Annotated in this window: 20 protein-coding genes and 3 pseudogenes; 9 read left to right on the top strand and 14 right to left on the bottom strand. The window is 70.4% G+C overall.

The features are described 5' to 3' along the window. Nucleotides 1-3: 3 nt before the first annotated feature. The 4 genes from ACQEU6_RS07620 to ACQEU6_RS07605 all read right to left on the bottom strand — a co-directional run bounded on the left by ACQEU6_RS07620 (nt 4) and on the right by ACQEU6_RS07605 (nt 3,081). The gene (locus ACQEU6_RS07620; RefSeq protein ID WP_499330057.1) at nt 4-558 is read right to left on the bottom strand and encodes a carboxymuconolactone decarboxylase family protein; all 555 of its coding nucleotides are present in this window, start codon (nt 556-558) and stop codon (nt 4-6) included. A gap of 9 nt (nt 559-567) precedes the next feature. After that, complete coding sequence (locus tag ACQEU6_RS07615; protein ID WP_499330054.1) at nt 568-1,173, bottom strand: TetR/AcrR family transcriptional regulator; 606 nt, start codon at nt 1,171-1,173, stop codon at nt 568-570. A 76-nt stretch (nt 1,174-1,249) separates the two neighbouring features. Next, on the bottom strand, nt 1,250-1,912 hold the full coding sequence (locus tag ACQEU6_RS07610) for a response regulator (RefSeq protein ID WP_499330051.1): 663 nt from the start codon (nt 1,910-1,912) through the stop codon (nt 1,250-1,252). Continuing rightward, complete coding sequence (locus ACQEU6_RS07605; protein ID WP_499330048.1) at nt 1,900-3,081, bottom strand: sensor histidine kinase; 1,182 nt, start codon at nt 3,079-3,081, stop codon at nt 1,900-1,902. Before ACQEU6_RS07605 ends, ACQEU6_RS07610 begins: the two co-directional genes overlap by 13 nt. 405 nt (nt 3,082-3,486) lie before the next feature. Here ACQEU6_RS07605 and rpoB point away from each other — a divergent pair, with 405 nt between their 5' ends. Next, nucleotides 3,487-6,963, top strand: a complete 3,477-nt coding sequence (gene rpoB, locus ACQEU6_RS07600; RefSeq protein WP_499330046.1) for a DNA-directed RNA polymerase subunit beta — start codon at nt 3,487-3,489, stop codon at nt 6,961-6,963. A 79-nt stretch (nt 6,964-7,042) separates the two neighbouring features. Here the strand turns inward: rpoB and ACQEU6_RS07595 are convergent, their stop codons facing one another. Then, the gene (locus ACQEU6_RS07595) at nt 7,043-8,074 is read right to left on the bottom strand and encodes a saccharopine dehydrogenase family protein (RefSeq protein ID WP_499330044.1); all 1,032 of its coding nucleotides are present in this window, start codon (nt 8,072-8,074) and stop codon (nt 7,043-7,045) included. 101 nt (nt 8,075-8,175) lie between these two features. Between ACQEU6_RS07595 and ACQEU6_RS07590 the strand changes: the two genes are divergently transcribed. Both ACQEU6_RS07590 and ACQEU6_RS07585 read left to right on the top strand, forming a co-directional pair. Then, a complete protein-coding gene (locus tag ACQEU6_RS07590) occupies nt 8,176-9,177 on the top strand; it encodes a helix-turn-helix domain-containing protein (RefSeq protein WP_499330042.1) in 1,002 nt (333 codons plus the stop codon). A gap of 173 nt (nt 9,178-9,350) precedes the next feature. After that, entirely contained in the window at nt 9,351-10,892 is a 1,542-nt protein-coding gene (locus ACQEU6_RS07585; protein WP_499330041.1) for an FAD-dependent monooxygenase, read from the top strand. A 159-nt stretch (nt 10,893-11,051) separates the two neighbouring features. Here the strand turns inward: ACQEU6_RS07585 and ACQEU6_RS07580 are convergent. Continuing rightward, a pseudogene (locus ACQEU6_RS07580) lies at nt 11,052-12,023 on the bottom strand (FAD-dependent oxidoreductase); the annotation flags it as partial. Between the two features lie 116 nt (nt 12,024-12,139). Here ACQEU6_RS07580 and ACQEU6_RS07575 point away from each other — a divergent pair. The 4 genes from ACQEU6_RS07575 (at nt 12,140) to ACQEU6_RS07560 (ending at nt 14,861) form a co-directional block, all read left to right on the top strand. After that, nucleotides 12,140-12,766, top strand: a complete 627-nt coding sequence (locus ACQEU6_RS07575; protein ID WP_499330040.1) for a TetR/AcrR family transcriptional regulator — start codon at nt 12,140-12,142, stop codon at nt 12,764-12,766. A gap of 177 nt (nt 12,767-12,943) precedes the next feature. Then, entirely contained in the window at nt 12,944-13,831 is an 888-nt protein-coding gene (locus ACQEU6_RS07570) for an FAD-binding oxidoreductase (RefSeq protein ID WP_499340112.1), read from the top strand. 74 nt (nt 13,832-13,905) lie between these two features. Next, on the top strand, nt 13,906-14,490 hold the full coding sequence (locus tag ACQEU6_RS07565) for a helix-turn-helix domain-containing protein (RefSeq protein WP_499330036.1): 585 nt from the start codon (nt 13,906-13,908) through the stop codon (nt 14,488-14,490). Nucleotides 14,491-14,492: 2 nt separating this feature from the next. After that, entirely contained in the window at nt 14,493-14,861 is a 369-nt protein-coding gene (locus ACQEU6_RS07560; protein ID WP_499330033.1) for a hypothetical protein, read from the top strand. Between the two features lie 63 nt (nt 14,862-14,924). Here the strand turns inward: ACQEU6_RS07560 and ACQEU6_RS07555 are convergent, their stop codons facing one another. The 3 genes and pseudogenes from ACQEU6_RS07555 to ACQEU6_RS07545 form a co-directional block, all read right to left on the bottom strand. Continuing rightward, nucleotides 14,925-15,797 (bottom strand): LLM class F420-dependent oxidoreductase, encoded by an 873-nt coding sequence (locus tag ACQEU6_RS07555; protein ID WP_499330031.1) that lies wholly within the window; start codon nt 15,795-15,797, stop codon nt 14,925-14,927. A gap of 103 nt (nt 15,798-15,900) precedes the next feature. Then, complete coding sequence (locus ACQEU6_RS07550) at nt 15,901-16,296, bottom strand: hypothetical protein (RefSeq protein ID WP_499340585.1); 396 nt, start codon at nt 16,294-16,296, stop codon at nt 15,901-15,903. A 185-nt stretch (nt 16,297-16,481) separates the two neighbouring features. Next, a pseudogene (locus ACQEU6_RS07545) lies at nt 16,482-17,146 on the bottom strand (carboxylesterase family protein); the annotation flags it as partial. 328 nt (nt 17,147-17,474) lie between these two features. On the opposite strand from ACQEU6_RS07545, the gene ACQEU6_RS07540 reads away from it, so the two are divergent. Then, nucleotides 17,475-18,395, top strand: coding sequence for a serine protein kinase RIO (locus ACQEU6_RS07540; RefSeq protein ID WP_499330030.1), 921 nt, complete (start codon nt 17,475-17,477; stop codon nt 18,393-18,395). Nucleotides 18,396-18,920: 525 nt separating this feature from the next. Here ACQEU6_RS07540 and ACQEU6_RS07535 read toward each other — a convergent pair. The 3 genes from ACQEU6_RS07535 to ACQEU6_RS07525 all read right to left on the bottom strand — a co-directional run bounded on the left by ACQEU6_RS07535 (nt 18,921) and on the right by ACQEU6_RS07525 (nt 21,808). Next, nucleotides 18,921-19,379, bottom strand: a complete 459-nt coding sequence (locus tag ACQEU6_RS07535; protein ID WP_499330027.1) for an NUDIX hydrolase — start codon at nt 19,377-19,379, stop codon at nt 18,921-18,923. Between the two features lie 58 nt (nt 19,380-19,437). Further along, complete coding sequence (locus ACQEU6_RS07530; RefSeq protein WP_499330025.1) at nt 19,438-20,295, bottom strand: SAM-dependent methyltransferase; 858 nt, start codon at nt 20,293-20,295, stop codon at nt 19,438-19,440. A 727-nt stretch (nt 20,296-21,022) separates the two neighbouring features. Next, on the bottom strand, nt 21,023-21,808 hold the full coding sequence (locus tag ACQEU6_RS07525; RefSeq protein WP_499330024.1) for a pentapeptide repeat-containing protein: 786 nt from the start codon (nt 21,806-21,808) through the stop codon (nt 21,023-21,025). A 391-nt stretch (nt 21,809-22,199) separates the two neighbouring features. Between ACQEU6_RS07525 and ACQEU6_RS07520 the strand changes: the two genes are divergently transcribed. Beyond that, a complete protein-coding gene (locus ACQEU6_RS07520; RefSeq protein WP_499330022.1) occupies nt 22,200-22,670 on the top strand; it encodes a hypothetical protein in 471 nt (156 codons plus the stop codon). 307 nt (nt 22,671-22,977) lie between these two features. On the opposite strand, the pseudogene ACQEU6_RS07515 reads toward ACQEU6_RS07520, so the two are convergent. Continuing rightward, a pseudogene (locus ACQEU6_RS07515) lies at nt 22,978-24,042 on the bottom strand (IS701 family transposase); the annotation flags it as partial. A gap of 800 nt (nt 24,043-24,842) precedes the next feature. Next, on the bottom strand, nt 24,843-25,403 hold the full coding sequence (locus tag ACQEU6_RS07510; RefSeq protein WP_499330020.1) for a TetR/AcrR family transcriptional regulator: 561 nt from the start codon (nt 25,401-25,403) through the stop codon (nt 24,843-24,845). Nucleotides 25,404-25,437 lie beyond the last annotated feature (34 nt).

Here is a 25,437-nt window from a genome sequence, read left to right as displayed (position 1 = left end):
GCGTCAGGAGGGGGCCGTCCACTCCTGCTCCTTCCACGCCGGGTCGATCGGCGTGTGGGCGAGGTGGTTGGTGTAGTTGGACAGCGTCTTCATGCCGACGCCGAGGACGACGTCCAGGACGTGGCGGCGGGTGTGGCCGGCGGCCAGGAACGACTCGACCTCCGCGTCGGCCACCCAGCCGCGCTGCGTGACCATGGCGCCGGTGAGGCGGCGGACGGCCTCCAGCGCGGGGTCGTCCAGGGCCCGTCCCGCGCGCAGCGCCTCCACGACCTCGGCGGGGACGCGGGCCCGCAGCGCCACCGTGGAGTGGGCGGCCACGCAGTACTCGCAGCCGTTCAGCACGCTGGCGGTGATCAGCACGACGTGCCTGGCGGGCCCCGGCAGCGACGACTTGGTGAACTGCTCCGACAGGGCGTTGTAGCCGGCGAGCAGTTCCGGCGACTCGGCCATCACGCCGTTGAGCGTGGTGACGAACCCCATCCGCTTCTTGGCGGCCTCCAGTTGCGGGCGGGCGTCGGCGGGGGCATCGGTCTCGTCGTAGACGGTGAACTCGGCCATCGTCGTCTCCTAACGGGGCGGCAGGGGAGTGGGAGAGAGGGAGCGCAGGGCGGCGTCCACCGTGTCCGCCAGTTCGCCGGGGTCGGCGCCGACGCGGGAACGCAGGTTCACGCCGTAGGCCAGCAGCGCCAGCATCCGCGCCGCGGAGCGAACGTCCACGTCGTCGCGCAGCTGCCCGTGGTCGCGGGCGGCGGCAAGGGCGGCGCGCATGGCGGCGCACAGCGCCTCGTGGTGGGCGTCGAGCACCTCCCGCTCACCGGCGTCGCTCCCGTCCTGGGCGGCGTGGGCGTTGGACACCATGCAGCCCCAGCGGGCGTACTCGCCGGAGCACCGTGCGGCGACCAGCCCGTCGAAGAACGCGGCGATGCCCGGCAGGCCCCGCCCGTCGGCGGCGAGCCGGTCGAACACCGGGCGCGACCGCCGGTCGGCGTAGCGGCGCAGCGCCGCCACGTACAGGTCCCGCTTGCCGCCGAACGTCGCGTACAGGCTGGACCGGTTGATCCCGGTCTCGGCGACCACCTCGGCGATCCCCGTCGCGGCGGCGCCGCGCCGCCAGAACAGCCGCACAGCCCGGTCCAGGACGGCGTCGGGATCGAAGTGCTTGACGTCCGGCATCGTCCCGCTCCTCCCAACTTGGAATGATCGTTCCAAGATTGGCACGCGGGCCCGACGGCGCGCAAGAGGGGAGGGGTCAGGCGAGGCCCGCGTCGTGGGCCAGCAGCGCGATCTGGGTGCGGTTGTCCAGGTCGAGCTTGGTCAGGACGCTGGAGACGTGCGCCTTGACCGTGGCCACGCTCATGAATAGCTCGGCGGCGATGTCGGCGTTGGAACGCCCGTGGGCGATCGCCAGGACCACCTCGTTCTCGCGGGGGCTGAGCCGGGCGAGCGCAGCGCGGGCGCGCTGGTAGGCGCCGGCCTCCACCGCCGCGCGGTCCATGAGGCGGCGGGTGACGCGCGGCGACAGGATCGGGTCGCCTCCCGCGACCTGCCGGACGGCGTGGACGATCTGGTCCGGCGGGGTGTCCTTCAGCAGGAACCCGCTGGCGCCCGCGCGCAGGGCGTGCAGGATGTTCTCGTCGGAGTCGAAGGTCGTCAGCACGATGACCTCCGGCGGGCTCGGCCGGGCCCGCAGCCGGCGGGTCGCGGTGATGCCGTCCACGCGCGGCATGCGCAGGTCCATCAGCACGACGTCGGGGGCGTGCGCGTCGGCGGCCGCGGGCACCTCGTCGCCGTCGGCGGCCTCGCCCGCCACGGTGATGCCGCCCGTCCCGTCCAGCATCATCGACAGGCCGGCGCGGACGAGGGCGTCGTCGTCCACGATCAGGACGCGCAGGGGGCGGTTCACGCGGGCCATGGTAGCCAGGCCCGCAGCCGGAACTCGCCCTCCGCGGCCTGGTGGTCGAGCCGCCCGCCCGCCAGCCGCACCCGCTCGGTCAGCCCCACCAGCCCCGTTCCGCTGCCGGGCGCGAGCGGCCCCGCGCCGTCGTCGGGCAGCGGGTTGCGGATGTCGACCACGAGCCTGGCCCCCGGCCGCCCCTCCAGCACCACCCGGACGGGACGCCCCACGGCGTGCTTGCGGGCGTTGGTCAGCCCCTCCTGCACGATCCGGTACGCGGTGCGCCCGGCCGCCGCCGGAAGCGCGGACGCGCCGACCGTCTCGTCGCGCAGCTCCACCTGCCCGCCCGCGTCGCGGGACTCCTCGACCAGGCGGGGCACGTCCTCCAGGACCGGCTGGGGCCGGTCCTCCTCGCCGGCGTCCTCGGCGCGCAGCAGCAGGATCACCTCGCGCAGCTCGTCGAGCGCCTGGTGCACCCCGGCGCGGATCACCCCGGCGGCGTGCGACAGCTTCTCCGGCGGGGCGTCGGGCCGGTACTCCAGCGCGCCCGCGTAGGTCGCCAGCAGCGACAGCCGGTGGGCGAGCACGTCGTGCATCTCCCGCGCGATCCGGGTCCGCTCGGCCATCCGGGCCTCGGCGACCCGGCGCCCCTGCTCGGCCTCGGCGCGGCGGGCCCGCTCGCGCAGTGACCACAGCAGCTCACGGCGCGCCCGCGCCAGCGCGCCCCAGCCGACCATCGCGCCGTAGCCGAGGGCGATGAGCAGCAGCCACCAGCCGAAGGAGATTCCCCGGTTCGGCTGCCACAGCCCCTGCACGACATGGGACGCGACCCCCACCGCGCCGACCAGCGCCGCCACCCGGAAAGGGCGCCGCTGCGCGACCTGCAACACGCCCGTGCTGGCCGCCGGGGTGGCGGTGGGGGACAGCGCGGCCAGCACGGTCAGCGCCAGAGTGACGCCCACCGGGCGCCAGAGCAGCAGCGGTGACAGCAGCCAGCTCACCAGGGCGACCGCGATGTCCAGGGCCAGAACGGCGCCGGTCACGTCCGCGCTGAAGCGGCCCCACAACGTCAGCCCGCCCAGCGCGCCCGCCGCCGCGGCGACGCCGGCCGCGCACCACAGCATGCGCTGGTGGGCGCGCCCCGCGCGCTGGGGATCGGTCTTCACCTGGTCGAACGTCTCACTCACGGGCCGAGGCTAGCCGCACGGGCCGCGGAGCCGACACCGACCAAAGTCGGTGGCCGTCCGTACCGCGGGCGGACCGGCCCTCGCCCCGCGCCCGATGCGCCGGGCACGCCAGGGCGGGGATCGGAGAAATCCGATCCGCGTAACAGCTGTACTTCTGAAGGCGAACATAAGTATGCGTCCTTTCCGGGGGCTTCTTCCGGGTGCGCGGCTTGACGGGGACGAGGCGAGCGTGTCATCCTGGTCCCGGGATCGAGGTTGACAATTTATGTAGGTGTGGACATCTGTCTGCATTCTGCTCTATGCTGCCCTTCCGCGCTCGCCTCGACGTCCCCTTCTTCCGTATGGCCGTGATGACGTCCGGCGTGCGCGCCGTCAGTCCGCCGCGAGCCCTCGGAAGGACACCTGTTGGCAGCCTCGCGCACCGATTCCGCCGTACCCGCCGGTCCCCGCCGCGTCTCTTTCTCACGCATCCACGAACCCCTCGAGGTTCCCGATCTGCTCGCCCTGCAGACCAACTCGTTCGACTGGCTGGTCGGCAACGAGAGGTGGAAGGCCCGGGTCGAGGCGGCCCGCGAGGCCGGGCGCAGGGACGTTCCGACGCAGTCGGGGCTGGAGGAGATCTTCGAGGAGATCAGTCCGATCGAGGACTTCTCCGGGACCATGTCCCTGTCGTTCCGGGATCACCGGTTCGAGCCGCCCAAGTACTCCGTGGAGGAGTGCAAGGACAAGGACATGACCTACTCCGCCCCGATGTTCGTCACGGCGGAGTTCATCAACAACACCACCGGTGAGATCAAGAGCCAGACGGTGTTCATGGGCGACTTCCCGCTCATGTCGCCGAAAGGGACGTTCATCGCCAACGGCACCGAGCGGGTGGTCACCTCCCAGTTGACGCGTTCGCCGGGGGTGTACTTCGACCGGGCGCTGGACAAGGCGTCGGACAAGGACATCTACGGGTGCCGGGTGATCCCGAGTCGGGGTGCCTGGCTCGAGTTCGAGATCGACAAGCGTGACAACGTGGGTGTGCGCATCGACCGCAAGCGCAAGCAGCCGGTGACGGTTCTGCTGAAGGCGCTGGGGTGGGACGAGGCGCGGATCCGGGAGCGGTTCGGCTCGTATGAGTCGATCAATGTGACGCTGGAGAAGGATCACACCTCCGGGCAGGATGACGCGCTGCTGGACATCTACCGCAAGCTGCGGCCGGGTGAGCCGCCGACGCGGGAGTCGGCGCAGACGCTGCTGGAGAATCTGTACTTCAATCCCAAGCGGTACGACGTGGCGAAGGTCGGCCGTTACAAGATCAACAAGAAGCTCGGTCTGGACCTGGACATGAACCAGGGGACGTTGACCGAGGACGACGTCGTGGCCACGATCGAGTATCTGGTGCGGCTGCACGCGGGTGAGGAGGAGGCGACCCTGGGCAGTGTGGCGGTGCCGATCGAGGTCGATGACATCGACCACTTCGGCAACCGGCGGCTGCGTACGGTGGGGGAGCTGATCCAGAACCAGGTGCGTCTGGGTCTGGCCCGCATGGAGCGGGTGGTGCGTGAGCGGATGACCACGCAGGACGTGGAGGCGATCACGCCGCAGACGTTGATCAACATTCGGCCGGTGGTGGCCTCCATCAAGGAGTTCTTCGGCACCAGCCAGTTGTCGCAGTTCATGGACCAGACCAACCCCCTGGCCGGCCTCACCCACAAGCGCCGCCTGAACGCGCTCGGCCCCGGCGGCCTGTCCCGCGAGCGGGCGAGCATGGAGGTCCGTGACGTCCACCCGTCGCACTACGGGCGGATGTGTCCGATCGAGACGCCCGAAGGCCCCAACATCGGCCTCATGGGGTCCCTGTCGTCCTTCGCCCGCGTCAATCCCTTCGGCTTCATCGAGACGCCCTACCGCAGGGTCGTCGGGGGCCGCGTGACCGAGGAGATCGACTACCTCACGGCCGACGTCGAGGACCGCTACGTCATCGCGCAGGCCAACACGCCGATCGGCCCCGACGGCGCCTTCGCCGAGCAGCGCGTGCTCGTCCGCCGCAAGGGCGGCGAGATCGAGGCGATCCGGCCCGACGAGGTCGACTACATGGACGTCTCGCCGCGCCAGATGGTGTCCGTCGCGACGGCGATGATCCCGTTCCTTGAGCACGACGACGCCAACCGTGCGCTGATGGGGTCGAACATGCAGCGGCAGTCGGTGCCGCTGCTGCGCAGTGAGGCGCCGCTGGTGGGGACGGGCATGGAGTACCGTGCCGCGACCGACGCCGGTGATGTGATCACGGCGGAGAAGGCGGGTGTGGTCGAGGAGGTCTCGGCCGACTACGTCACGGTGATGAACGACGACGGGACCCGGACGACCTACCGGGTGTCGAAGTTCAAGCGGTCCAACCAGGGCACGTGCTTCAACCAGAAGCCGATCGTGGACGAGGGCCGGCGGGTCGAGGTCGGTCAGGTGATCGCCGACGGTCCGTGCACCGACGACGGTGAGATGGCGCTGGGCAAGAACCTTCTGGTGGCGTTCATGCCGTGGGAGGGCCACAACTACGAAGACGCGATCATCCTGTCGCAGCGGCTGGTGCAGGACGACGTGCTGTCCTCGATCCACATCGAGGAGCACGAGGTCGACGCGCGTGACACCAAGCTGGGTCCCGAGGAGATCACCCGCGACATCCCGAACGTGTCCGAGGAGGTCCTGGCCGACCTGGACGAGCGGGGGATCATCCGGATCGGCGCCGACGTGGTGCCCGGGGACATCCTGGTCGGGAAGGTCACCCCGAAGGGGGAGACCGAGCTGACGCCCGAGGAGCGGCTGCTGCGGGCGATCTTCGGTGAGAAGGCGCGCGAGGTGCGCGACACCTCGCTGAAGGTGCCGCACGGTGAGCAGGGCAAGGTCATCGGGGTGCGGGTGTTCTCCCGCGACGACGGTGACGAGCTGCCGCCGGGGGTCAACGAGCTGGTCCGGGTGTACGTGGCGCAGAAGCGCAAGATCACCGATGGGGACAAGCTCGCGGGCCGGCACGGCAACAAGGGCGTGATCTCCAAGGTGCTGCCGGTGGAGGACATGCCGTTCCTGGAGGACGGCACCCCCGTCGACATCGTCCTGAACCCCCTGGGCGTGCCCGGCCGCATGAACGTCGGACAGGTCCTGGAGACCCACCTCGGCTGGATCGCCTCCCGGGGATGGGACATCGGCGAGGTGCAGGAGGAGTGGGCCGAGCGGCTGAGGGACAAGGGCCTCGACCGCGTCGGGCCGCGCACCAACGTCGCCACCCCCGTCTTCGACGGCGCCGGCGAGCAGGAGATCATCGGCCTGCTGGGCACCACGCTGGTCAACCGCGACGGCGACCGCATGGTGATGCCGACCGGCAAGGCACGGATGTTCGACGGGCGTACCGGCGAGCCCTACCGGGAACCCATCTCGGTCGGCTACATCTACATCCTCAAGCTCCACCACCTGGTCGACGACAAGATCCACGCTCGCTCGACCGGCCCGTACTCCATGATCACCCAGCAGCCGCTCGGCGGTAAGGCCCAGTTCGGCGGCCAGCGCTTCGGTGAGATGGAGGTCTGGGCACTGGAGGCCTACGGCGCCGCCTACGCCCTCCAGGAGCTGCTGACCATCAAGTCCGACGACGTCCTCGGCCGCGTGAAGGTCTACGAGGCCATCGTCAAGGGCGAGAACATCCCCGAGCCCGGCATTCCCGAGTCCTTCAAGGTGCTCATCAAGGAGATGCAGTCGCTGTGCCTCAACGTCGAGGTGCTCTCCAGCGACGGCATGTCCATCGAGATGCGCGACACCGACGAGGACGTCTTCCGCGCCGCGGAGGAGCTCGGCATCGACCTCTCCCGCCGCCCGAACGAGGGCGCCATGAACGTCGACGAGATCTGAGGGGCCCCGGCCCGGGCGCTCGCGTCCCGTCGCGGGACGCGAGCGGCCGGGCCGGCGGTCGCCCGGCGCCCGAGGGCGGTCATCGGTACAGGTCGAACGACAGGTGCGCGGACAGGGCGCGCAGGAAGTCGGCGGCGTCGAAGATCTCCCCGGCGGAGGCGCCGCCGGTCGTCCTGGTGCGGCCGGTGAGGATGCGGCCGACCGCCTCCACCGCCAGCGGAGCGCTGACGGCGTAGATGTCCCGGCCGCTCGCCGTGGCGCGCCGTTCCTCGCCGCCGGAGCGCACGACGACGTCGACCAGGAACGTCTGGTCGGACCGTCCGCGCCCGTCGGCCGCCACCGGCGCCGGCGTGTCCGGGGCCGACAGGTCCTCGACCGCCTCGACGGTCATGTACGAGCGCACCTCGGAGACCGCCAGGTGGCTGGGGATCGTGACGACGTCGGCCATGCTGAACTCCCCGATGACGGGCCGGACGCCCATCGGCTCGGGGAACGTCCACTTCAACGAGGGGAGCGCGTCCTGGTGGTACTCCAGCTTTCCGCCGGTGTACCGGACCTTCTGGCCGTCGCGGCGCTCGTGGGAGACCGCGCCCGCGGCGCGCGTACCCGTGGTGGGGCGCCAGCTGCTCAGTCCGTAGGCGATGTGCACCTCGTCGGCGGCGGCCCAGTCGTCCATCGCGGCGGTGGCCAGCAGGTCGCCGAGTCCGCCGAAGAAGGCCATCGCGGGGACGACGGCGACTCCCGCGTCGCGGGCGCGCCCGGCGAAGTGCGCGAGCGTGTCGGCGTTGGCCTCGATCTCGGCCGCCACGTCCACGTAGGGGACGCCGGCGCGCAGCGCCGCCTCGATCACCGGGGCGGCCGTCGCGGCGAAGGGCCCCGCGCAGTTGACCACCGCGGCGACCCCGGCCAGCGCGCGGTCCAGCGACGCCGGATCGTCGGCCGACGCGGGCCGGACGTCCAGCCCCGGGAAGGACTCCGCCAGTGCTCGCAGCTTCCCGGTGTCGCGGCCGGACAGCACCGGGACGAACCCGCGTTCCCGCAGCTCCGCCACCACGAACCGCCCGGTGTGCCCGTACGCGCCGAACACCGCGACCGCCTGTCCCGTTTCCATCGTCTCTCCCATTGCCCTCGTCCGAACCACTGGAGGGATTCTCACAGCCGGGGTCGTCCCGCACGAGCGTCTGGAACGCCATGCCTCGTACAATTCCGGACATGAGGACTGTCGCGGTCGCCGTCACCGACGGGATGCTGCACTTCGAGCTCTCGGTGGCCTACGAGGTGTTCGGCAGCGCACCGGCAGGGGTGACCGGGCCCTGGTACCGGCTTCTCGGCTGCGGCCCGGGCACCGTGCGGGCCGGTGGCTTCCGTCTGGAGCCCGACCATGGGCTCGACCGGCTGAGCAGCGCCGACACTGTGATCGTCCCGGGGTGGGCCGACGTCGACGTGGAACCGCCCGGCGACCTCGTCGACGCGGTGCGCGCGGCCCACGAGGCGGGCGTGCGCGTGGCCTCGCTCTGCACGGGCGCGTTCGTCCTGGCGGCCGCCGGCCTGCTGGACGGACGTCGCGCGACCACGCACTGGGCGCACACCGAGGTACTCGCCGCGCGCTATCCCCGGGTGGAGGTCGATCCCGACGTCCTGTACGTGGACAACGGCAGCGTGCTCACCTCCGCCGGCAAGGCCGCCGCGATGGACCTGTGCCTGCACCTGGTCCGTCTCGACCGCGGCTCGGCGGTCGCGAACGCCGTCGCGCGCCGCCTGGTCGTGCCGCCGCACCGGGCCGGCGGCCAGGCCCAGTTCGTCACCGCCCCGATGCCCGCGCGGGAGAGCCACCCGCTCGCCGAGCTGTTCCCGTGGGCGATCGAACGGCTGGACCAGCCGCTGACCGTGGAGGATCTGGCCCGCCGTGCCGCCATGAGCTCGCGCAACCTCGGCCGCCGGTTCAGGTCGGTGACCGGCACCACCCCGCTGCAGTGGCTGCTGACCCAGCGGATCCGCCGCGCCCAGGAGCTGCTGGAGACCACCGACGACAGCGTCGAGGCGATCGCGGCGGCCACCGGCATGGGCACCGGCACGACGCTGCGCCGCCACTTCAACCGCACGGTCGGCGTCCCGCCCGACGCCTACCGCCGCACCTTCCGCCGCTCGCGCGCCGAAGGCGCCACGGACGGGACCGCGATCAGCGAAAGGGGGGCCGCGACATCTCAGTCATAGCGATTCCCCTCTCCGGCCGCCACCCGGCGAACCCGCCCCGGAGGACCGTCGTGCTGCTCACGTAGCCGATCCGCCTGCCCGGTCACCACGCGGTCCGCGCCATGGCCGCGATTTCAATTTGCCCCGGCACGTGCCGTTGGCGCGGCACGTGCCGTTCAATCGAGGGAGAGTGCATGGACGCCGATGTGATCATTGTGGGTGCCGGTCCGGCCGGCTTGATGCTGGCCTGCGAGCTGCGGTTGGCCGGTGCGCGGCCGCTGGTCCTGGAACGCCGGCCGCAACGCCGCGACACCCCGAAGGCCGGGGGCCTGGGCGGGCAGATCCTGGAGCTGCTGCGTTACCGGGGACTGCTGGAACGCTTCGAAGCGGCCTGCACCGCCCCTGTTCCGGCTCCCCGGTTCCCGTTCGGCGGGGTGCACCTGGACTTCACCCGCCTGCAGGATCCCCCGATGCACGCCCTGCCGATGCCGCAGCAGCTGCTGGAGCGGCTGCTCGACGCACGCGCCGGCGAACTCGACACCGAGGTCCGGCGGGGGCACCAGGTGGTCGGGGTGAGCCAGGACGATGCCGCGGTGACCGCGGAGGTGCACGGCCCGGACGGGTCCTACCAGGTGAGCGCCCACTACCTGGTGGGGTGCGACGGTGCGGGCAGCCGCGTCCGCGACCTGGCCGGGATCGCCTTCCCCGGCACGACCTATCCGGAGGTCAACCGGCTGGCCCAGGTCACCCTGCCCGACACGGTGACCGTGCTGGACGGCGGCGACCTCGACGTCCCCGGCTTCGGCACGATCCGTGCGGGGTTCACCCGGACCGACCGCGGTCTGTTCGCGCTCGGCTCGTCCCCCGACTCCAGGGTCGTGTCCCTCCACACCATCGAGGACGAGGCCACCGAATACGATGATGACGCGCCGATGACCGTTGCCGAGCTCCAGGGCAGCATCCGCCGCGTGCTCGGCGCGGACGTGCCCGTGGGAGAGACGCATCGGCTGTCGCGGTTCACCTTCAAGGCCCGGCAGGCCGAGCACTACCGCCGCGGGCGGGTCCTGCTGGCCGGGGACGCGGCGCACCTGTTCCCCGCCACCGGCGTGGCGATCAGCGCCGGCATGCTGGACTCGGTCAACCTGGCCTGGAAGCTCGCCGGCGCCGTCCACGGCTGGGCGCCGTCCAGCCTGCTCGACACCTACCACGGCGAACGCCACCTCGCCGGCGCCCGCACCATGCTGCACACCCGCGCCCAGGTGGCGCTGCGGCGCGGGCACGATCCCGCCGCCGAAGCGCTCCGCGAACTCTTCCAGGAACTGCTCGCCGACGAGCAGCCGCTGCGGCGCATGGGAGCCCTTCTCTCCGGAGCCGACATCCGCTACCCGATGCCCGGCGACGTCCACCACCCGCTGGCCGGCGCCTTCGCCCCCGACCTCACCCTGCACACCGACCAGGGCATCACCGGCGTCGCCGGCCTCATGCACTCCGCACGGCCCGTCCTGCTCGACCTCGCCGACCGGCCGGACCTGCGTGAAGCGGCCCGGGACTGGCAGGGCCGCGTCGACGTCCGCACGGCCAAGACCGATGAGCGTCCGGCCGACGTCCTACTGATCCGTCCGGACGCCCACGTCGCGTGGGCCGCGACCGTCGACGAGTCCGCCGGCACCGCCGTGCCCGCGCTGCGCCGAGCGCTCGGAGACTGGTTCGGCGCCCCCGACGCCGGCGGCGCCTGAGGACGAGTGCCAGCCGGCGGTCACGTCGTGCGAGTACAGCCAGGAGGTGCCGCGCTCGTAGAACAGCTTCATCGCCGCGGGCATGAGGAGGTTGCGGGCCCGGCGGGCGATGGGGCCCGCGGTCTTGGCGTCGCGGTTGGCGCCGGCTGACTTCACCATCCTGGCGATGCGTGCCCGCCGTTTCTGCTCGTAGAGGGCCAGGGCGGCGGGCACGTCGGTCTCCTGGAGCGCCCGGGCCAGGACGATGGCGTCCTCGATCGCCATGGACGCGCCCTGCCCGGCGCCGACCGGGTGGCCGGAGTCGCCGACGAGGACGGCCCGGCCGGCGCTCCAGACCGGGACCTCGGGCAACGCGTGCATCAGGGTGGGCCGGTGCCATTCCGCGGCCCCCGCGAGCACGGCGGCGGGCATCCGCTCGCGCCGGTAGAGCCGTCTGATCAGGTCCAGGTCGACCCCGGCCAGGTCGGGCCGCCGGGGAGAGGCGACCTGCGCCGCCCACCAGACCGCGCCGTCCGGCGCGGCCAGGTAGATGAACCCGCCGTCGCGACCGAAGACCATGTTGAACACGCCGGGCTCCACGTCGACGCCGTAGGAGACCCCCGCCGCCGAGTAGAGCCCCGCGTACCGGGGCTCCGGGGCCTCGGGGTCGAGGATCCGCCGGGTCGCCGACCAGATCCCGTCCGCCCCCACCAGCAGGTCCGCCTCGGCGGTGAGGCCGCTGTCGAACTCGGCCCGGACGGTCGAGCCGTCGGTGACCGCGCCGACGAGGCGCTGCCCGGTCACGAGCCGGGCCCCGGCCCGGACGGCCTCCGCGCGCAGTGCCTCCACGAGCCGGCCGCGCATCAGCGTGACGCTCATGAGGGTGCCGCCGGCCGGCCGTCCGCGCGGCGTGTCGCCCAGCAGCTTGCCCGTTTCGGCCCACAGCCGCTGGCGGGGCACGGCGAAACCCGCTCGCCGGACGGTCTCCAGGCAGCCGAGCGCCTCCAGGCCCCGCAGTCCGTTGGCCGCCAGGCTCAGAAACGAACCGACCTCACCCGCCGGGTCGGCGTACGCCTCGTACACCGTCACCTCGGCTCCGATGCGCCGCAGCGCGAGGGCGCCGACCGCTCCGGCGACCCCGCCGCCGACCACGATGACTCGCACAGGTCCTCCTGAATCCAGGTTCACCGAATCTTTATTCGGCGAATCGCGGCTCAGTATTCTGGGATACTGCGTCTGCTGTCAACGGCAAGGCCGGGAGGAGCCCTGTGAGCGGCGTGCGCAAGGCGAAGGCAGCCGAGACCCGGGCCGCCCTCAAGGACGCCGCGCGGCAGGTGTTCATGGAGCGCGGCTACCTGAACACCAAGATCACCGACATCACGGCGGCGGCCGGCCGCGCCACCGGCTCGTTCTACGACCACTTCACCGGCAAGGAGGAGCTGCTCCAGGCCCTCATGGCCGACCTCGATGAGCAGGCGGACGCGGAGGTCGCGGCTTCGGAGCACCCGCGCGACCACGACCTGTCCGACCGGGACCAGTTGCGGTGGCACCTGGCGATCGCTTGGCACGCCTACCGGGAGCATCTCCCGGTGATCGCCGCCCGACTGCAGTCGATCATGGCCGACGGCCCCGCGTCGGGACGCGCGTGGACGACCCTGGCCGCCGAGACCGGCGTCTTCCGCGACCACCTCGAATGGCTCCGCGAGCAGGGCCGCCCGCTCCCCGGCGACCCCGCGCTGGTGGCCCCCGCCATCGGCGCGATGCTCTCGATGTTCGGCTACTCCGTCCTCACCGCCGGCGACGACGCCCCCGGCGCGACCGACGACGAGATCGTCGACACCCTGACCGACCTGCTCCTCCACGGCCTCGCGGGCCCGACGGCCCCCGCCACCTGAAGCACCGGCGCCACCCGTCCGACGAGGTCTCCACCGATCCGGGCGACGTGGCCGCCGCCGTGCGTTCACCGGGGAACCCGGGGTGGACGACGTCCCGTCGGGTACACGACCGGTGGGGGCGCGGGTCTCCTCGGCCGCCGTTTCGGGTTCGCCGCCGATCATGTGCGGCGGTTGCGTGTGGTCACCGCCGACGGCCGCCTCCGCGAGGTCGGCCCCGGCAGCGACCCCGATCTGTTCTGGGCGGTGCGCGGGGGCAAGGACAACTTCGGCGTCGTCGTCGGCATGGAGATCGACCTGTTCCCGGTCTCGCGGCTGTACGGCGGCGGCCTCTACTTCGCCGCGGACGTCACCGGCGACGTCTTGCACGCCTACGCCGATTGGAGCCGCTCGCTGCCGGAGCACATGGCCTCTTCAGTGCTGCTGGCCCAGAACCCGGACCTGCCCGCGGTGCCGGCGCCGCTGCGGGGCAGGTTCGTCGCGCATGTACGGGTCGCCTTCAGCGGCGCCGAGGGCGGTGAGGACCTCGTGCGGCCGCTGCGCGAGGTCGGCCCTGCCTTGTTGGACACGCTGCGGGACATGCCCTGCGCCGAGGTCGGCACCATCCACCACGAGCCCACCGATGCCCCCTACGTGGCCTATGACCGCAACGTGCTCCTGGGTGAGATCGGCAAGGACGCGGTCGACACGCTCCTCGCCCACGCCGGACCGGGCGCGCAGCCGCCGTTCATCACCGAGTTGCGTCACTTCGGCGGCGCCTATGCCCGTCCGCCTGAGATCCCCAACTGCGTCGGCGGCAGGGACGCGTTGTTCTCCCTGTTCACCGGCGCGACGCCCGACCCCGGGAGCCGGGAGTCGCGCGATCGGTTGCTGGCGGACATGCGTCCCTGGAGCACCGGGGGCACGAACATCAACTTCGCCGGTGTGGAGGACACCGCCCCGGCCGTCGTCCGCACCGCCTACCGGCCCGACGACTACACCCGCCTGACCGAGCTCAAAGCCGTCTATGACCCCGGCAACGTGTTCCGGATCAACTTCAACATTCCTCCGAGGGGAGCGCCCGCCTGACAGGCGCGCGCCGGGCGGCCCCGTCCCGCGCCTCGTCTGGACGTTCTCATTATCGATAATGATAATGTACTGATGTGGGAGATTCCAAAGAGGGGTGGGCGGAGCTGGCCCTGCATCCGGTACGGATACGGGTCCTGCGAGCGGTCGGCGGGGGACGGTGCAGCACGCGCGAGATCGCTCGTCTGCTGCCGGACGTGCCGCAGGCGACGCTCTACCGGCACCTGGCCGCGCTCGCCAAGGGCCACCTGCTTGAGGTGGTGGAGGAACGCAGGGTCGGAGGGACGAGCGAGCGTGTCTACGCGCTCCCATCCGGCGGGGCGGTGCTCAGCGGTGAGGCGCTGGCCACGGCGACGTCCGAGGACCACGGACGCTACTTCACCGCGTTCGTCTCCAGCCTGCTCGCCGAGTTCTCCCGCTACCTGGCGCGCGAGCGGATCGATCTGATGGCCGACGGCGTCGGCTACCAGCAGTCGGTACTGCACCTCGACGACGAGGAGTTCGCCGACTTCGCCCGGCGCTTCACCGAACTCGTGCAACCACTGCTCGGCAACGAACCGGGGGAGGGGCGGACCCCCCGGCTGCTGGCGACCGTGCTCATGCCCGTGGACGCCCCCGCCGCGGAGAAGGGCGACACGACGGCCCCCGACGAGAGGACATGACAATGGCGGAAGTGACGATGGGCGGAGACCAGGTCGCGATCGCGTTCAGCGCCTGGGAGCGGATCTGGACCAGGCGGGCGGAGGTGAGCGTCCCGCTCGCCGCGATCGACCGGGTCGCCCGCGTCGACGCGCCCCTGCGGGTGGCGCGCGGAGGGCACCGCGGTCTCGTCGTCTCGGGCCATACCAAGATCGGGGTCTGGGGGGTGCTGCGCGGCCCGCGCCGGCTGGTGTCGGTGCGCCGTCGGCCCGCCCTGCGCCTGACGCTGAACCGCGGGATCACCGGGGACGGCTTCGACGAGATCGTGGTCTCGCACCCCGACGCCGCACGGCTCACCGAGCGGATCCGGCAGGCCACCCGGGGACGGACGTGATTCCTGTTCGCGCCGCGACGCCGCCGTCGCACCCAACCTCCTGCGCCGCGCAGTTTCGCCTGACTACGGAGATTCAGGGCCTGCGGCGAGGTTGAAGCGCTGGGCGAAGGCGGACATCTGCTCGCGCTGCTGCTCCAGATCGGGCGCGGTGGCGTTGACGACGATGCGGGTCACGCCTTGCCGGGCGAACTCCTCGACCCGTCCCTCGGACATGTCCATCGAGCCCCAGCGGGTGTACTCCAGGGCGGCCGGATCGCGGCCCGCCTCGCTCGCGGCCGACCGTGCGATCTCCAGTTGGACGGCTCGCTGGTCCGGGGTGAGCGAGCCGCCGGGGAAGAAGCCGTCCCCGTGGCGTCCGGCACGGCGGGCGGCCGCGTCGCTGGATCCGCCGACATGGATCGGGAGGCCGGTGTCGCCGAACGGTTTGGGGAAGCTGCACAGGTTCTCGAAGGAGAAGAACTCCCCGTCGAAGCCGACACCGGTGTCGTCACCGGCCCACAGCAGCCGCAGCACCTGGATGGCCTCGTCCGCGCGGCGGCCCCGGGTGCGGAAGTCGACCCCGACCGCCTGGGCCTCGCCGGGCAGCGTGCCGAGCCCCACGGTCAGCAGCCGCATCCGTCCCTTGGACAGCCGATCGATGGTCGCCAGCCGCTTGGCGAGCGTCACCGGATGGTGGTACGGCAGCAGCAGGACGCCCGTGCCGAGGAGGATTCGCTCGGTGGCGGCGGCGACGAAGTTCAGGCAGTCCAGCGGGTCGCCGAAGGGCAGCGACGGGGGCAGCGCCATCGCGCCGACCTGCGCGCCGGGGTAGAGAGCGATGTGCTCGGGCACGTAGAGCGCCTCGAAGCCGCACTTTTCGGCGTGCCTGGCGTAGGCGGTGATCCGGTCGGGATCCACGCCGAAGAAGGGTGTGCTGTAGCTGATCGCGAATTTCACGTCGTCCCCCGTGTTCCACTGTGACCAGGGCGGGCTCCCTGATCCCGGTCTGGGACGGTATCCGTTGACGCCGGTGTCAAGGTCAACCCCGACGACGGCGGCGCTACTGCGCGAGCAGAGGGAGCGCCGGGAACGCGTGGCCCTGCCACAGCCGTCGCGAGGTCTCCTCGGGGTAGGCCGCGATGGTCGAAGGCGTGTCGTAGAGCAGTGCGAGTCGCTGGTCGGCGTCGTACGCGGGCCAGCCCGGGTCGCCGTGGGCGGCGAACGCCGTCCACGCTCCGCGGATCTGCGCGGGCAACGCCTCCGCCGCCGGAGAGGGCGGGTCGCCGATCAGCATGGAGGGCTGTCCGCTGGTCAGGTTGCCGAAGACGAGCGGCACGTCCAGACCGTGGCAGGCCCCGAGACCGCCGCCGGCCCCCGGCGCGGGCCAGGTCGGTTCGTACCCGTGAGCCCGGCCGCCACCGGCGATCTGCGCGTCGGCGAGATGAAGGCTCGGCATGCGGAACAGCCAGTCCGCGTTGACCAGTTCGTACAGCTCCTCGTCGGTCGCGGCCGGGAACGCCTCCCGGTAGCGGCGTGCGCCGTCAGGGCCGGGGCCACCGCCGACAGGCCGGCCACCGTGGGCCGTACCCCCAGCTGGGCGGCGCAGGCGGCGGCGATGTCGGCGGCGAGTCCGGGCGAGAAGAACGTGCCCGGCACGCTCTGCGCGACCGCGCGGTGGAAGAGCCCGGCGGCGCGCGGCATGGCGAGCAGCGCGGCGACCGATCCGCCGCCCGCCGACTGCCCGAAGACCGTGACCCGGTCCGGGTCGCCGCCGAACACGCCGATGTTGTCCCGCACCCATTGCAGGGCCGCGACCTGGTCGAGCAGCCCCCGGTTGGCCGGGCTCCGTCGATCTGGCCGAAACCCTCGAAACCGAGCCGGTAGTTGAGGGTCACGATCACTGTTCCGCTGCCGGCGAGACGCCCGGCGTCGTACTCCGGGAGGCTGGAGTCGCCCATGACGTAACCGCCGCCGGGGATCCAGACCATCACCGGGAGCCCTGCCGCCGGACCGGGCTCCGGTGTCCAGACGTTGACCGTCAACCAGTCGTCGCGGTCCGCGTCCCTGGGAAGTCCCGAGCAGGCCGGACTGCGGGGGCGGCGGACCGAACGCCGGCGCCGCGCGCACACCGCGTCCCAGCCGCGCGCCGGCCGTGGAGCGGCGAACCGGAGGTCGCCGACCGGCGGCTCCGCGAACGGTATGCCGCGGAAGACCGCCAGGCCGGCCTCCCGCCTGCCCCGCAGGACGCCGGCCGCCGTGCGGACTTCCGGCTCGAACTCCGAGACCTCGCTGGACGCGGTGACCACCACTTCGCGGTTCCTTCCGTCCGGCAGAGCATCCCCATGGACGGCCTCCCCGGGCAAACCTTTTTAGGGGCCGGGGCGCGACGGTCCGCCCGAAGCCCCGCAAGGCCGCCAAGTGATCACGTCGCGAAGCCGGCGCAAAGAGGCTCGGCTGAGCCGACCGCACAGTGTGGGTGCCGGTAAATACGTTGCAGCTTCTGAGACGGGCGGGCAAGCTGGGGCGAACGAGCGGCGACGAACGCTGCCTGGACTAAGGAGGGCTGACGAATGGCCATCACTGCGCTGCGGCATGTCCGCATCAGTCCCACCTTCTTGTTCAGGAGCACATCCGTTGTCTTCCGAGTACGAACACTCTGATTCCTCCTCCGGCATCGACTCCCGTCGGTCCGATCTCACTGGTGACGTGTCCCAAGCGGATCCGGCCGACGCGTTCGCCTTCGAGTTCCATTCGGTCGACGAGAAGCTGAGCCCGGATCAACGATGGTCCACCTGGCTGGACGTCGAGCGCAGCTCACGTGGCCCCGAGCCGCGCCCCTCGTGGGTCGTCACGGAGCAAGCCGCGATCGACACGGAACTCGGCATTCTCAAAACCGGCAAGGAAGCTGACGTCTTCCTGCTCGAACGGTCCGTCGAGGCCATTGGCGACAACCCGGCGAAGTCCTCGCTGCTGGCGGCGAAACGGTACCGCACTGAGGAGCACCGGTCCTTTCACCGCAGTACGACGTACGTGGAGGGCCGCCGCACCCGCAACAGCCGCGACAGCCGGGCGATGGCGAAGAAGACCTCGCATGGTCGCAGTGTCGCGGCCGGTCAGTGGGCGTACGCCGAATGGGACGCCCTCAACCGGTTGTGGAAGGCCGGCGTCCCAGTGCCGTACCCGGTGCAGGTGGACGGGACCGAACTGCTGATGGAGTTCATCGACGACGGCGAGGGCGGTGCCGCGCCCAGGCTCGCTCAGGTCAGGCCCTCGAAAGCGCTGCTCGGTGTGTACTTCGAGCAGCTCCGCGACGGCATGCGCGAACTGGCCCGCTCAGGGCACGCGCATGGCGATCTCTCGCCGTACAACGTCCTCGCGCAGGCCGAGCGGATCGTGATGATCGACCTGCCCCAGGTCGTCGACATCGTCGGCAACCCCAAGGGCATGGACTTTCTGATGCGCGACTGCCACAACATGGCCACATGGTTCACGAATCGCGGGCTCGAAATCGACGAACAGGAACTGTTCGCCGATCTGCTCACCATGGTGTTCTGATCAACCTCTGCAGTACGCGGCCCCGCAGCCGACTGCGGGGCCGCGAGGCCCCCCCATGGGCCGGAACGGTGCGCCTGCCCTGACACCCGCTCGGGAACGGAGGTCTGTGCCGAACTCCGGACGGCACCGGGGACAGGGCAGCAGGGCCTTACCTGTCGGCTGGCGTACACCAGTTCCAGGATGCCGGACGGGAAGGCCGTGCTTTGACCAAGCGCAGCTTTGCGGCCTGATCCATCTCGGGGAACAGCGGGGCGCCCTTGCCGGTGACGGCGGGCAGCACCCACAGCCAAGACAACACGCTCCGGAGTCGCATCCTCCGCAATGCCTGTCACGCTGACCCGCGTCGGCTCGCGACCAGCCCGGCTCGCCGCGCGCCGCGGCGACTCGGCACCGCTATGTGTTACATCGGTCTGCGGAGACTCCGTCCGGCGCCTGCACGGTCGCGGCCGCCGTCCCCAGCCCCAGGAATGTGATGTCCCGGTCCTGCCGCCATGGCAGGACGGGTGCATCCGACGGCCTGGCGGGTCAGCGCCAGCGGTACGTCCGGTCGGTGATCGGCGGTGGGAGCACCGGATGGGCCGGGGCGGTCACGGCGCTGAGCGCTTCTCCGATGGCGGGGTAGAGATGCAGCCGGGCGGCCTGGTCGAGGTCCGTCCAAACCACGCGGGCGTCGTCCTCGGAGTCCCGCTCGGTGGCCGCCATGGTGTCCCGGATGTGGGGCGGCACGGAGAGCAGGTGGATCAGGTGGAGCCGGCGGAACACGGCGCGGCTGCCTGGGCGGGTGCTGACCTGGTCCTGGACCCAGCGCAGCTCCGGTCGTCCGGGCAGATCAGACAGGTCGAGGTCGAGTTCTTCGGCGAGTTCGCGGGCCAGGGCGGCGGGTACGTGTTCGTCTGGATCAACGAGGCCGCCGGGCAGGGAGTACTGGTCGCCGTCAGGTCGCCGGCGGTGGATCAGGCAGAGATGCCGGCCTTCGAGGATCACGGCGCGACGCGGACCGCGATGGCGGGCGCCGGCGCGGCCGCGGCGGGTTGCGCGGCGTTCACTGGTCGGGGTTCTGCGGTGTCGTGCCTCGGTCGGTGGCGCCGTCGTCGAGGATGGCGACGCCGCTGTAGTGGGGGACCTCGGGGACGGGCCAGGGGGAGGGGTCGGGCCGCCATCGGGAGCAGGACACCACTCCGGGTTCCAGCAGGTCGGCTCCGCTGAACAGCTCCTGGATCTGCTCGGGCGAGCGGGCACGGATGGGCGTGCCTCCGCGGTCCATGACCTCCTGGACGGCGCGGCGCATCGCCTCGCCGTCGAGTTCGTCGGTGGTGGCGTCGCAGGTGTGGGAGATGACCAGGTAGCTGCCCGGCGCCAGGCCGAGCAGCAGGTCGGCGACCAGGCGGCGGGCCTGGTCGTCGTCGACGATGTGGTTGAGGACTCCCAGCAGCATCAGCGCGACCGGCCGGTCGAAGTCCAGGGTGGCGGCGGCGCCGGCCAGGACGGCGTGGGTGTCGCGGATGTCGGCCTGGATGTAGTCGCAGACCCCCTGCGGGGTGCTGGTCAGCAGGGCGCGGGCGTGGGTGAGGACCAGCGGGTCGTTGTCGACGTAGACGATCCGGGACTCGGGCGCGGCGCGCTGGGCGACTTCGTGTGTGTTGTCGACGGTCGGCAGCCCGGTTCCGAGGTCCAGGTATTGCCGGATGCCCTGGGAGGCCAGAAAACGCACCGCCCGGCCCAGGAACGCGCGGTCCTGTCGGGCCGAGGTCGCGATCACCGGAAGGATCCGCAGGACGGCCTCGCCGGCTTCGCGGTCCACCGGATAGTTGTCCTTGCCGCCCAGCCAGAAATCCCAGATGCGCGCCGAGTGCGGCACGCTGGTGTCGATCTTCGGGTTCCGTCCCGGCTCCTGGGCCATGGTCTCCACCTCCGTGAACCGATCATCGCAGACCGCGTCGGCCGGCTACAGGATGGTGCCGCCCGAAAGCCACCTGCCAACAATTCTGGCAAATAGGGTCGAATTGGTCCTCGGCGTCGGCCCATCCTCCATCGAAGGCTGTTTGCCCTGATCGGCAGCGGACCAGACATCCGCGGTCAGAAGACATCGTGCGGCGCGGCAGAAGCGTGCGTGGCTTCGCCCGTGCAGGACACCAGATGCGCAGGGTCGCAACTGACAAGCCCGGTCGGGAGAGTGAGAGTACCCGGCGGTGCACCGGGCCCACCCGGAGTAGACGGGGTTTCCCGCAGAACACCGATCTTCGTCTTGCCGCTCGGTCGCCGGCCACACGTCGCGTCCAAGATGATCTCAAGCATCGCGTCGACGCGGCCCACGAGGACGGCGGTCGCGGCGGTCAGTGCACCTGCGGCGGTTCCTCGGGGACCACGATCATGACCGGCACCTCCCAGACCGGCAACTCCGCCTTGCGGCAGTCCAGAACCAACCTGATGGATGACGTGGGGTGCCGGGGTTCCAGAAGCCTCCGATCATGTCCCCGCTCACTGGCGTCAAGGTGACCCGCCGCGGGCCGGCGGCCACCCCGACGCTGCCGCTCGAACGTCGCGGACGATCGGGCCGCGGGAGCAGGTGGGCGTACTGGCGACCCAAGGCCCCGCCGCTCACGCTGTCCTGAAGAATCCGATCGCCGTCACAACCGGGTGGTGCGGTCGGTCAGGGCGCTTTGACGAATCTGGCTGGGTGTCACTCCCAGCACGTGGGTCAGGTCCGCGCCGCGCAGGTCGGCACCCTTCAGTTGAGCACCGTGCAGGTCAGCACCGTGCAGGCGGGCGCCGTGGAGGCCGGCGTTGCGTAGGTCTGCGTGGCGCAGGTCGCTGCTGCCCAAGTCGGCAGCTGCCAGTGTCGCGTGGCGCAGGTCCGCGCCCTTGAGGTTCGCGCCGCGTAGGTCCGCGACATACCAGCCCGCGCGCCGCAGGTCCGAGACGGTGAGGTAGGGCCCCTGGAAGTGGGTGTCTCTTCTGGCGCTGTTCGATGCGGCGCTGGCCAGGTTCACCCCTGGTATCCGAACCCCGTGCAGATCGAGTTCGTAGGGCTGGCGAGTCCGGTCGTTGCCCACCAGGGTGGTCAGGGCGGCTTGGACGTCGGCCGCCGGCTCGCGGGGCGTCTTGGCATCGGGGGCGGGCGCGTGGACGCGGACGTAGGCGGCTAAGACGTCCATGATCGTGTTGTGGTCGCGGGCGGAGTCCCCGGCGAGCCGTTCCAGCGCGTAGACGGCGCCCAGGCGGACCTCTGGGCTGGGAGAGCCGAGCTGCTCGACGGCCTTGGTGTACCGGTCGGTGACCTGGCCTTCCTGAGTGCCGCGCAAGGTGAGAGCCGTGGTGATCAGGCCGGCGGCGGTGAACAGCACGCCGAACATGATGCCGATGCTGCCGATGCTCTGCTGCCGGTGCTGGCGCTGCTGCAGCGCCAGCACCATGCGGTCCTTCGTCGAGAGCGCGGCGATCTCCTCTGTGGTCGGCAGCTCAAGTCCCCGACGACGCCCGAATCCCATCCAGCTGAATCGGCGCGCAGGCCATCGTGGCCCTGCGCGCCGGGCACGCCGGGCGTGTGGGCCGGCGGGCTCATCTGGCGTCTGATCTGGCTCTGTCATGCTTGCTCCTTACCGAGGGAGATCACCCGCATGGAAACGGCGCGGCGTTGACTGAGACGACCGGACGGGCCGACCTGTTCTTCCCACGCCAGACAGGCGTTTGACTTCGCTCTGGCCAATCTCTTCTCCGGATCCAATAATCGAAGATGAGGGGAGGACGCGGTGTCCGAAGGCGAGCCCGGGGGGCTGCGGTTGCTTGATCTTGTCCTGTGTCGCAGTGGCGGGGATCGGCTTCAGCGTTCTTGGGATCTACTTCAGTCATCGGGGCGCCGCCGCCGATGACCGCTTCTTCCACCAGTCTTCCTGCAGGCTCCCCGTCGGTTCCAAGGCGCCGCAACCGGTCGATATCACCAGCGCGGGTGTCTCCCGCCAGTGCGTCCGCACCTACGGATTGCCCGTCAGGTTCACCAACCGGTACATCGACCGGCCGGTGACCCTGTGCCTGGGGCGGAACGGTGTCTGCGACGCCGACCATCGCCGAGACCGCGACTCGCCGTTTCCCGGCGGAGGAGTCGTTCTGCGACCGGGCGAGCACAAGGACATTTTCTTCCCGAAAGGATCATTGCACGGGTTCGGGTTCGATCGGAGGTATCCGGTCACCGTGACCGTCTCGCCGAGCGCCCTTTCTTCGACGGCGTTCGACGTGATAGTCGATCGCAAAGGCCACCAGCCGGCGACCCAACCGTGACCGTTCAGATAATCGCAGCACCCGCCCGCGCCCGTCCCGGCGGGGTTAGGTCCGATCGATATTCGGCTTTTAATCCGGTGCCGAGCCGTGGCGGCGGTCGGGCTGCTAGTACTGCAACGACAGGTTGTGTCTCTCGCGTCTGCGATAGTGGCTGTCTCTGGCTCGTTGCTGGGCGCGTCTTCTCCATTCAGACCATTTCAGAGCGTGGTCGATGAAGTGTGTGGTGCGCATTACGACGCGGTTCCACAGGCGACGGATCTCGTTGATGCTCAGCGGGCGAATACCTACCGGCAGGTATTCGAGATCTCCCTTTTTGGCAGGCCCGCTGGAGCCTGAGCAGGAAGGCGGAAGCAGCCATGGACAAAGTGATGTGCCGATACCAGGCCTGGTAGCCGCGGACCTGATAGTGGTCGAATCCTGTCTCATTCTTGGCCGCTTGAAAGCACTCCTCGATGGCCCACCTACTGCCCGCCACACGCACCAATTCCTTGAGGAGAGTCTGCTCTGGGGCGAAGCAGATGTAGTAGGCGATTTCATTCGGATCGCTGATGCTTCTGCGCGCAAGAAGCCAGTGCCCTGCTCCGGGTTCACGAAATGGTCTGATGTCGACAGCAGCCCAGTCGTACAACCGTGGACCATGAGCTCCGTCTCCGCAGCTCAGCCGCTGCCACGCGTCCTCCTCCAGTTCGTCGATCAAGTGGTGGACACGCTCCTGGGTCAGCTTCATCGAGATCACCATCTGCGTTTTGGGAACGGCGACCACGTGGGCGATGCCGCGTTCTTCCATCCACCACCGCAGCCGCCACACCTGCCCGTAGGCCGCGTCCGCGGTGACCCACCGGAAGGGGATCCCCGATGCGACCACCCGTTCAAGTAAGGCCTTGCCCAGATCGGGCTTGGTGGCGAACTCCACTTCATCGCCGATACCCGCCTGGCGGCACCGTTTACGGTCTTCAGTCCACGACTTCGGCAGATAAAGCTCACGATCGATTAGCGCCCGCCCCGCAGGACTCGCATAGGCGCAGAAAACGCCAATCTGACAGTTCTCGATCCTGCCGGCGGTCCCTGAATACTGGCGGGCCACCCCAGCGGACCGCATGCCCTTCTTTAGGAACCCTGTGTCATCAAGAATCAGCACACCCTGTTCAGGGTCCCCGATGGATTTAGCGACCATAGTACGAATGTCGTCCCGCAAACCATCCGTGTCCCAGGCGTAGAAGTTCAGTAGACGCTGAAGACGCTCAGGACCATTCTCACCCGACATCTCAGCAAGAGTCCATCCGTTCTTCCGCTCCAACTCGCTCAGGAGTCCACGCAGGTAGGAGGCTGCCTGGCGGCGTGACTCCACCCGGGGAAAACGATGAGCGAACATAGCCAGAAAGTCAGAGAATTCCCGCGACCAGGCTTCGACATCGATCGTGACCACCACCACTGCCTACCGTACGCAGCGCCGTGATCACAACCTGTTGTTGCAGTACTAGGACCGGGTCGGCCGGCAGCTGTTCCGGCTGCGCGACCGGCCCGACGCCGAGCACGCCCTCGGCCTGACGCATGAGGGTGCCGAGCAGGGAGGAGAAGAATGCTGGGCGCGTGCGGGTGGGTAGCCGACGGGGATCGCGGCCTTGGCCTGCGGGCTCAGGTTGGTGGACTCGTCGTAGCGAGGCGGCTTGCCGTACCCAGCAGATCCCGGACGGGGCGCCCCGGCGGTGAGGCACGTGATTCACGGAGACGGTGCCAGGCTCTCGAAACCCTTGCGGCGGCGACCGGCCCAGCCTTGAATGTCCGTCGGCCACCTACGCTTCGGGGCAAAGAGCCGCGGGCTCCCGCGGTCGGGGGAGGGCAGGTCGGCGGCGTCTGGGCGGAGTCGCTGGTCCACCCAACCAGGTAACGGCAGCCGGTCGGCGTCGACAATGCGTTGATGGAGTCGACGATCGGGGTGTACAAGACCGAGCTGATCAAACCGTGCGGGCCGTGGAAGAACCCGACGGCGTCAAGCTGGCCACCGCCGAGTACGTGGACTGGTACAACACCACGCGGCTCCACGGTGAGACCGGCCACGTACCACCCGACGAATACGAGGCCCTCCACTACCGTCAGAACACCACAGAACCGCAGGCCACAGTCACAGAGCCTCTATCGAAACCGGGGCGCTTCAGCCGACCTTGGAGCTGGTCAGGACGACACGACCTCTCTGGCCAGACGTACCGCCGCCGTCGCGGCTCTGCCCTCCTCGGCAATGACGCAATCTGGGGAGTAGAGGCCGTTGATGATCAGCAGGATCCGGTCGACGAGTTGGTCCGGGTCGGCCGTGGAGGTACGCGCGGCCAGGTCGCGGAGCTGGTTGCGGACCATCTCGAAGTGCTCTACGACGAACCGATGTGCGGGATGGTCGCGGTCGGGGTACTCGGCGAGGGTGTTGCGCAGGCCACAGCCCCGAGTGCCCGGCACGTCCTCTCCCACGATACGTACCAGCTCGACGAGTTGCTCTTCCGGCGTCGCAGCGGCGGCGAGCGCGCGGGCGAGCGTGGCGTCCCAGCGGGTGCTGCCTCGCCGCAGGTAGGCCACCACCAGCTCGTCCTTGCTGCTGAACTCGCGGTAGAGCAGATTCTTTCCGCAGGCGGCCTCGTCGACGACCCGTTGCATGCCCACGGCGTGCACGCCGTACCGATCGAACAGGTCGGTCGCAGCGTCCAGGATACGTTCGCGCGCTTGAGGTGAGGGCCTTCGGGCCATGCTGTCACGATATCAGACCGATCGGTCCGTTTGG

Origin of the sequence: Spirillospora sp. CA-108201 (genome assembly GCF_050936235.1) — a bacterium.
In the GTDB taxonomy this organism is placed as follows: domain Bacteria; phylum Actinomycetota; class Actinomycetes; order Streptosporangiales; family Streptosporangiaceae; genus Spirillospora.
The sequence above is the reverse complement of the archived record's forward strand: the minus strand, read 5'-3'. Positions and strand labels throughout refer to the sequence as shown.